Consider the following 7,473-nt stretch of genomic DNA (forward strand, 5'->3'; position numbering starts at 1 on the left):
TGATCTCCTCCCAGACCACGCCGCGTTCCGTATCACCAAGAAAGTGGGCTTCATCAAGGATAATCAGATCACTTTTTAAGTTCTGGCCCGTGTACATGGCGTCATAGAGCTGATTTCTTAAAATTTCCGTGGTGCCGATAATGATGTCTGCGTTTGTATTTTCCTTGATATCGCCGGTAAGTATCCCCACCTTTTCCTTGCCGAAAATTTTTGAAAATCCGGCATGGATGGAGTTTGTCAGCGCCTTTAAAGGCGTGGCATACCACACCTTGCCGTTGTTTTCCAATATCCGTTTGGCGGCTTGTTCTGCAATCCAGGTTTTTCCTGCACCTGTGGGTGCTGCAACAAGACAATCGGATGTATTGATGGCATCAAGGGCTTCAAGCTGGAACGGGTCCGGTGTGAAAGGCTGTTTTTCGGGAACACCTATCTGGCTGAAAATTTTTTTCAATACGTTGTCAGCCCCGGCAGTGAGCTCGGGGTAATGAACGGGACAGGACAGTCTGGATTCGGAGTTATTCTTTCCGGAACGATAATATCTTTTTTTCATGTATCGTTTAAACCACAAATTAACTGAATACGCAATACGGTTCATCCGGTGTACGCTGCAAAAGCGATACATTTAACATTTTTTTAATGTTGGCCCTTGCCATACCGGTTGCCCCGCAACGTTTTGCGAATATGTTTTTTTATACAAGCTGTTATCCAATTACGATCCCAATGGCAAAAAGCGCACTGAACATAAGCGCCAGTTTTGCCGTGTCTGCAAGCGCGAGGTTAAGAATTTCCCCATCCTGTTCAAAAATGGTTTTAAATACGGGATAGGACTTCCAGAAGAGGGCCAGGGGTAACAGGATGACCCAGGACCAGCGGCCCGAGGCAAACATCAGACAAGGGATCAAAAAGGAGAAAAGGACCAGAAACACAAATTCCACCTTGGTGCGCCAAGGACCTATGATGACAGCCAGGGTTCTTTTGCCCGCCCTGGCATCTGTCTCGATATCCCGCAGATTATTGACCACGATAATGGCTGTAACCATCAGCCCTACAGGAACGGATGCGACGAAAACAGCCGGTGTCACGCTTCCGGCCATAAGATAATAGGTGCCCAGCACGGCCACAGGTCCGAAAAAAATAAACACAAACACCTCGCCAAGGCCGTTGGATGCAATGGGATATGGCCCGGCACTGTAACAGAGAATACCGATAAGAGAGGCGATTACAATATACAGGATTACAAGCCCGCCTTTGAAAATCAAAAATATGCCTAGGCCAAGAGCCAGCAGCATGGTCAGTAAGAATGCGTTCCGAACGGTTTCAGGGGGGATCAGACCGCTTTGGGTCATACGCTTCGGGCCTTTCCTGTCCGGGGTGTCAATGTGGTGCAGAAAATCAAAATAATCATTGGCCAGATTCACGGAGATTTGGATCAATAAAGCGCCCGCCAGGGCTGCTGCAAACATCAGTGCTGAAAATCTGTGATCAGAAACAGCGCAGGCTGAGCCAACAACAACCGGACAAGCCGCTGCCGGAAGGGTTTTTGGCCGGATGGCCAGCCACCAGTGGTGTAGATTCATAATATCTTCCATCTGTTTTTTTGTAATTAAAAATTATAGCAGAGCAAATACGCCGGTTGCAGTCAGTTTGTCAAGCCGGGGAATAAAATCATAAAAACCCTTGGGCCTTTACGAGGGCGAATTCGGACGCAGTGGTCGTATATTTTTCCGTAATTTTATCAAGCGCAATGTTGCCGATATCTGGAATCTGAATGTCTGCTTGAGTTTTTTCATAGGTATTGTTATAATTTTCATCAAATTCATGACATACCAAACGATCCGGCTTTATAATATATTTTTAATCTGAACTCAGTACGTTACTATTTTGTAGTTTGTTTTAGCGAACCCCAAAAATTGAGCGAAAAACCAGCGTAACAAGGAGATGAATATGGATATGGATATGAATGTATTTATTCGGGATATTCCCAAGGCAGAGCTGCATCTTCATATTGAGGGGACCTTAGAGCCCGAGACATTGTTTCGCATAGCTGAAAGAAACGGTATAAAAATCAAGTTCGATTCGGTAGAAAAACTCCGACAGGCTTATCGTTTCAATAATCTGCAGTCATTTTTGGATATCTATTACGAAGGTGCCGGCGTACTTCAAAACGAAACCGATTTTTATGAACTGACATGGGAATATCTTCTGAAAGCCAAAGAGCAAAACGTTAGGCATGTTGAAATTTTTTTTGATCCCCAGACCCATACCGAACGAGGCATTCCTTTTGAAACAGTAATCACCGGTATTTATCAAGCTTTATCCGACGGTGCCCGCGATCTGAACATTTCATTTTGTCTGATCATGTGCTTTTTACGTCATCTGCCGGAATCTGAGGCGATGGAAACCCTTTTGCAGGCTTTGGATTTCAGGGATAAGATTACGGGGGTCGGGCTTGATTCATCCGAATCGGGGCATCCACCATCCAAATTCATGCGTGTTTTTGAAAAAGCACGAAATGAAGGCTTTATGACCGTGGCCCATGCCGGAGAAGAGGGGCCACCTGAATATATATGGGAGGCAATCCAAGATCTTAAAGTCCAGCGAATTGACCATGGCGTGCGTGCGCTTGAAGACAAGTCGCTTATCAATGAACTCAAGCGCCGCCAGATTCCTTTAACGGTTTGTCCGCTTTCAAATATCAAGCTGTGTGTTTTTAAAAATATCCGGGAACACAATTTTAAGGCGCTGTTTGACCAGGGGCTTTGCGTGACGGTCAACTCGGATGATCCTGCATATTTCGGAGGATATGTTGTTGAAAATTATCTGGTGCTCCAAAACGCGTTTCAGTTGACTCGAAATGATATCGCGCAACTGGCAATGAATTCTTTTAATGCTGCGTTTATCAGCCAGGATAAAAAAGATATATTTATTGATCAGATAAAAAAATTCATGGCTGAATAGCAGTCATGGGCCGACCTCATTTATCACCATTCAGCATGATGAAATCCAAATTGTTTTATAGTACGGGCCCCAGACTTGGTGTATGGCGATTAAGATTCAAGCTTTGCTTCAGAAATATTGACATAACCCCATTGTGTTGTTAAAAACTACCACCTCTGCCCGTTCCATCTATATTGCAGCAGAGTGACAAGAAATCCTTGGTGGGGTTTTAGATGAGAGACATACTGGTTTTGACCAATGCGGAAGATGAATGGCACCTGATTTCAAACGTCCTGTCCGATGCCGGCAACATCCGCCGGGCCCCTGATCTCAATACGGCGCTGACACTGCACACCCAGTCGCCATTTGATCTGATTCTGGCCGACATCGAACTGCTTGCAGCCCATCCGGGCATGTCGGCGTTCAGTTCGGTCAATCCATTTGTTCAGTTCATTGTACTATGCACGCGGTCCAACACCCGTCAAGCCATCGAGGCGGTGAAAGCCGGTGCTGTGGGATACCTGTTGTCTCCGGTCAAAGAACGGGATATCCACCTGCTGCTTCCTGCCTTAAACCGGTCCCGTTCCAAGGATTTTGAATTGGATTACCTGAGGGACCGATTTTGGAAAACCGAATGGCTGGAGATCATCCGGTCTAAAAATGCAGGCATGAAAAAGATTTTCGAGAATGTTCGTTCTGTTGCCCCCACCATTGCGACCGTCCTGCTGCTGGGGGAAACCGGTACAGGCAAAGGTACCCTGGCCCGATTGATCCACTGGCACAGCCGGCGCTTCGAAAAACCTTTTATCGCTGTCCATTGCGGCGCCATCCCGGATACCCTCATTGAAAGCGAGTTGTTCGGGTATGAAAAAGGCGCGTTTACCGGTGCTGAACGCAAAAAACCCGGTCGGTTTGAAATGGCGGAAGGCGGCACCATTTTTTTGGATGAAATTGGCACGATATCCCCATCCGCCCAAGTTAAGTTGCTCCAGGTACTTCAGGACCGCACCTTCAGCCGGATCGGAGGCGATTGCATTCTCAAAACTGATGTACGAATCATCGCTGCCACCAATTCAGATTTGGAAGATGGTGTCAGAAAAGGGGTGTATCGAAAAGACCTGTTTTATCGCCTTAACGTCTTTCCCATTGAAATTCCACCGCTCAACGAACGGTTGGAAGACCTGGAATATCTGGTCGATATGTTTTTGAAAAAATTAAACGTCAAGTACGGCAAAAATATTCAAACGGTTCATCCGTCTGTTCTGGAAGGATTCCGTCACTATGAATGGCCCGGAAATATCAGGGAACTTGAGAACATCCTTGAACGGGCCTATATCCTTGAGCGCGCCACTGTGATTACGCCCGATAATTTACCCATTGAAACCCAGATAGCGGTTGCTCGGGATATGCCAGCATCCGGCACTGGTCAGACCCTGGCCCAGGTACGCCGACATGCGGTCAATGCCTGTGAAATCTCCTACCTGACCAGTATGCTGGAGGAAACGAACGGCCGAATACGCGAGACGGCAAAGAAAGCAGGCATTACTACCCGGCAGCTAAACCGCCTGCTGACCCGGCACGGGCTGGATAAAAAACAATTCAAAATCCCGAAAGACGCATGATATCGCAATAACAGTTATGGCTGATCTGGTTTCTCAACATTTTTTTGTTGATAGTACCGGTCTTTTTCGCTGTAAATGCAGCCACAATACTGTTGGCGGTACATACCCAAGGCCTTTGATCTCTCTATCCCCTGTTTCCAGCCTTGGCGAAAATCATGATAAATGAATTTAAGACCGTATTGTTTTGCTATGCCCTGACCGATTTCCGTGATCAGGGCATGATTCTGGAATTTTGAATAGAGCAGGGTGGTGGAAAACCCGTCAAATTTTCCTTTTTTGGCAACCAGGGCACTGGCTTTCAGACGTGCGTGGTAGCAGTGCCTGCACCGGTTTGTTTCCCTGAAGGTGACGGCACGCAAAAATTCTTCAAGCTCATAACCCCTTTGCCAGACCATTTTCAGATTCATCTGCCCCGCATAATCACGCAATGTTTCTTCACGCTTCATACATTCGGTAAATGGATGAATATTATGCCGGTAAAAATACCCCATGACCTCCATGTCCATGTTTCTTAAGATTTCAAGGGGATAGATGGTGCATGGGCCGCAGCAGGTATGCAGAAGAATTTTCATTATCTTGCTCCGAAGATGGCTGTGCCCACACGCACTAAAGTTGCCCCCTCTTCAACGGCCACGGTAAAATCATTGCTCATACCCATGGATAAATGGGTCATGGCCGTATTGGGAAGGTTGAGCCGTTCTATCTCTTTACTGATCTGTTTAAGCCTTTTGAAATAAATTCTTGTATCTTCAGGGTCATCGAAAAAAGGCGGCATGCACATAAGTCCTGAAACATGCAGGTTGTCAAACCGGCAGGTCTGTCTGGCAATATCCACAATTTCGCTTGCTTGTGCACCGGATTTGGTCGCTTCCCGGGAAATATTTACCTGGAGCAGAATCTTCTGAATTTTTCCGATTTTTTGGGCCTGGCGGTTGATCTCTTGGGCAAGCTTTACCGTATCCACGGTATGAATCAGGTCAAAATACTTTACCGCGAATTTGGTTTTGTTGGATTGAAGATGCCCGATAAAATGCCAAGTGGCTGATTTCCTCCCAAGAAGATCAATCTTTTCCATGGCTTCCTGGATATAATTTTCTCCAAAATCTCTGTGACCGGCATCAATGGCCTGCTGGATCATTTCAGGCGGTTTTTTTTTGCTTACTGCGATCAGGGTAACCCGGGATGCATCCTGCCCGCTTTTTTGGGCAGCAGCGCGTATGTCATCATGAATTTTTTTTATATTGGATTGAATCTGCATTGTTATTTTACTTCCTTAAAACTGATTGCCCCCAAAGATGCCAGTGCATCAATAAGTTCACACACGGGCAGGCCGACAACGTTGGTATAAGACCCGGATATCTCCTTAACCAGAAAGGCCCCAATCCCCTGTATCCCATAGCCTCCTGCTTTGTCATAGGGCTCGCCGGTGTCTGCGTACCAATTGATTTCATCTTTAGACAACGCTTTAAATCTCACCCGGGTGTTTACAACCCGTGTAATCAGATCGTCGGAGTCCGGTCTGGTTATGGTGAAAGCGGTAAATACACTGTGTTCTCTGTTGCTGAGCTGGGTTAACATGGTTACGGCCTGCCGGTGCCCGGCGGGTTTGCCTAAAATGGTATTACCAACCGCCACGATCGTGTCCGCCCCGATGGTCCAGGCATCAGGATAATGTGCGGCCACGGCTTGGGCCTTGGTTTTAGACAATAGACAAACATAGTTTTCGGCTGGCATTCCCGGATCAACTTTAGATTCGTCAATATCAGCCACATGAATTTTAAAATCTATGCCTGCCTGGGTCATAAGCTCTTTTCTGCGTGGTGAACCTGAGGCCAGAATAATGCTCTCTTTGTTTATCGTTTTCATGGCCCCTTATGTATCATAATTCATGCGTTACGAACAGATTTGCCGTATTTTAAACCCACTCCCGTTGCCGGGCAATCCGGAAAAAAAGTGTCTAAAATCAGTTGGTTTGAAATATAACATAATAAATTCATGGTAAAAATTATCTGTTTCATACTATAATTTCTAAAAATTTAATCATCTTTTTTTGTGGAATAAAGAGATAAATATGCAAAAGTTTTTAATCAATACAGAGGCGTTAAGCACAGATAAGGCCGTCATCCATGGTCAGGACGCAAAACATATATGCAAGGTACTCAGGCTTAAGCCCAAAGACACCATTTCCATGACCAATGGCCATGGCACTGATTTTACAGGTAGTATAGATAAGATCTCTCCTGAATGTGTTGAAATTTCCATTTTAAGTGAAAAAAAAAGCCTCACGGAATCGAATCTCGATCTGACTTTGTGTACTGCCATGCTCAAATACAACAAGATGGATGAGATCATCAAACAGATTACCCAGCTTGGAGTCACTCGCTGGATTCCTTTTTATTGTAAAAGATCCATTCCATTGTCAGGCCGCAATAGTGAAAAAAAACACATTGAGCGGTGGCAGACCATTGCCAGGGAGTCTTTGAAACAATGCAGAAGATCCTGCCTTGTTGAAATTATGCCTCCCATGGATTTTGAACAGGTTCTGGCCTTTTCAAAAGGCTGTTCACACAGATTCGCTTTCTGGGAAGCATCGGACCGGCCCTTTGCCGGACCGGCTCCCGGAGAGAACAACAAAGCTGTTGTCTTGATCGGGCCGGAGGGCGGGTTTGAAGAAGAAGAGATCAGGAGTGCCGCTGAATCGGGATTTATAAGTTACTCCCTTGGACCGAGGATTTTAAGGGCAGAAACAGCAGCAGTCTGTGCCTGTGGTTTAATCCAGTATCTGCTGGGTGATATGGGAGGGTGTTTAAAACAATATTCTTAATGCTTGTATGATTTTTTGCTTGACTTGAACGGTTAAAGAACATATAAATCTGTCGTTGTTTGATGTGCCCAGGTAGCTCAGTCGGTAGAG

8 protein-coding genes are annotated in these 7,473 nt (G+C 45.8%); 3 read left to right on the forward strand and 5 right to left on the reverse strand.

Features of this window, described 5'->3' with window-relative positions; all coding sequences use genetic code 11:
* Positions 1–550, reverse strand: a 550-nt coding sequence (locus B3D59_RS09690; protein WP_286819371.1) for a DEAD/DEAH box helicase, incomplete at its 3' end; no start/stop codon positions are given.
* 151 nt (positions 551–701) lie between these two features.
* Entirely contained in the window at positions 702–1,577 is an 876-nt protein-coding gene (locus tag B3D59_RS09695; protein WP_286819373.1) for a 1,4-dihydroxy-2-naphthoate polyprenyltransferase, read from the reverse strand.
* A 367-nt stretch (positions 1,578–1,944) separates the two neighbouring features.
* On the opposite strand from B3D59_RS09695, the gene B3D59_RS09700 reads away from it, so the two are divergent.
* On the forward strand, positions 1,945–2,958 hold the full coding sequence (locus B3D59_RS09700; protein WP_286819374.1) for an adenosine deaminase: 1,014 nt from the start codon (positions 1,945–1,947) through the stop codon (positions 2,956–2,958).
* Positions 2,959–3,170: 212 nt separating this feature from the next.
* Positions 3,171–4,559, forward strand: coding sequence for a sigma-54-dependent transcriptional regulator (locus B3D59_RS09705; protein ID WP_286819375.1), 1,389 nt, complete (start codon positions 3,171–3,173; stop codon positions 4,557–4,559).
* A gap of 14 nt (positions 4,560–4,573) precedes the next feature.
* On the opposite strand, the gene B3D59_RS09710 is transcribed toward B3D59_RS09705, so the two are convergent.
* Genes B3D59_RS09710 through B3D59_RS09720 form a run of 3 tightly spaced genes read right to left on the reverse strand, consistent with a single transcriptional unit; the run spans position 4,574 to position 6,425 of the window.
* Positions 4,574–5,131, reverse strand: coding sequence for an epoxyqueuosine reductase QueH (locus tag B3D59_RS09710; RefSeq protein ID WP_286819377.1), 558 nt, complete (start codon positions 5,129–5,131; stop codon positions 4,574–4,576).
* Complete coding sequence (locus B3D59_RS09715; RefSeq protein ID WP_286819379.1) at positions 5,131–5,817, reverse strand: YggS family pyridoxal phosphate-dependent enzyme; 687 nt, start codon at positions 5,815–5,817, stop codon at positions 5,131–5,133. The genes B3D59_RS09710 and B3D59_RS09715 overlap by 1 nt, the downstream gene beginning before the upstream one ends.
* Before the next feature lie 2 nt (positions 5,818–5,819).
* On the reverse strand, positions 5,820–6,425 hold the full coding sequence (locus tag B3D59_RS09720) for a Maf family protein (protein ID WP_286819381.1): 606 nt from the start codon (positions 6,423–6,425) through the stop codon (positions 5,820–5,822).
* A 205-nt stretch (positions 6,426–6,630) separates the two neighbouring features.
* Between B3D59_RS09720 and B3D59_RS09725 the strand changes: the two genes are divergently transcribed.
* On the forward strand, positions 6,631–7,383 hold the full coding sequence (locus tag B3D59_RS09725; RefSeq protein ID WP_286819383.1) for an RsmE family RNA methyltransferase: 753 nt from the start codon (positions 6,631–6,633) through the stop codon (positions 7,381–7,383).
* Positions 7,384–7,473 lie beyond the last annotated feature (90 nt).

The organism is Desulfobacter sp. UBA2225 (assembly GCF_002348205.1).
GTDB classification, from domain to species: domain Bacteria; phylum Desulfobacterota; class Desulfobacteria; order Desulfobacterales; family Desulfobacteraceae; genus Desulfobacter; species Desulfobacter postgatei.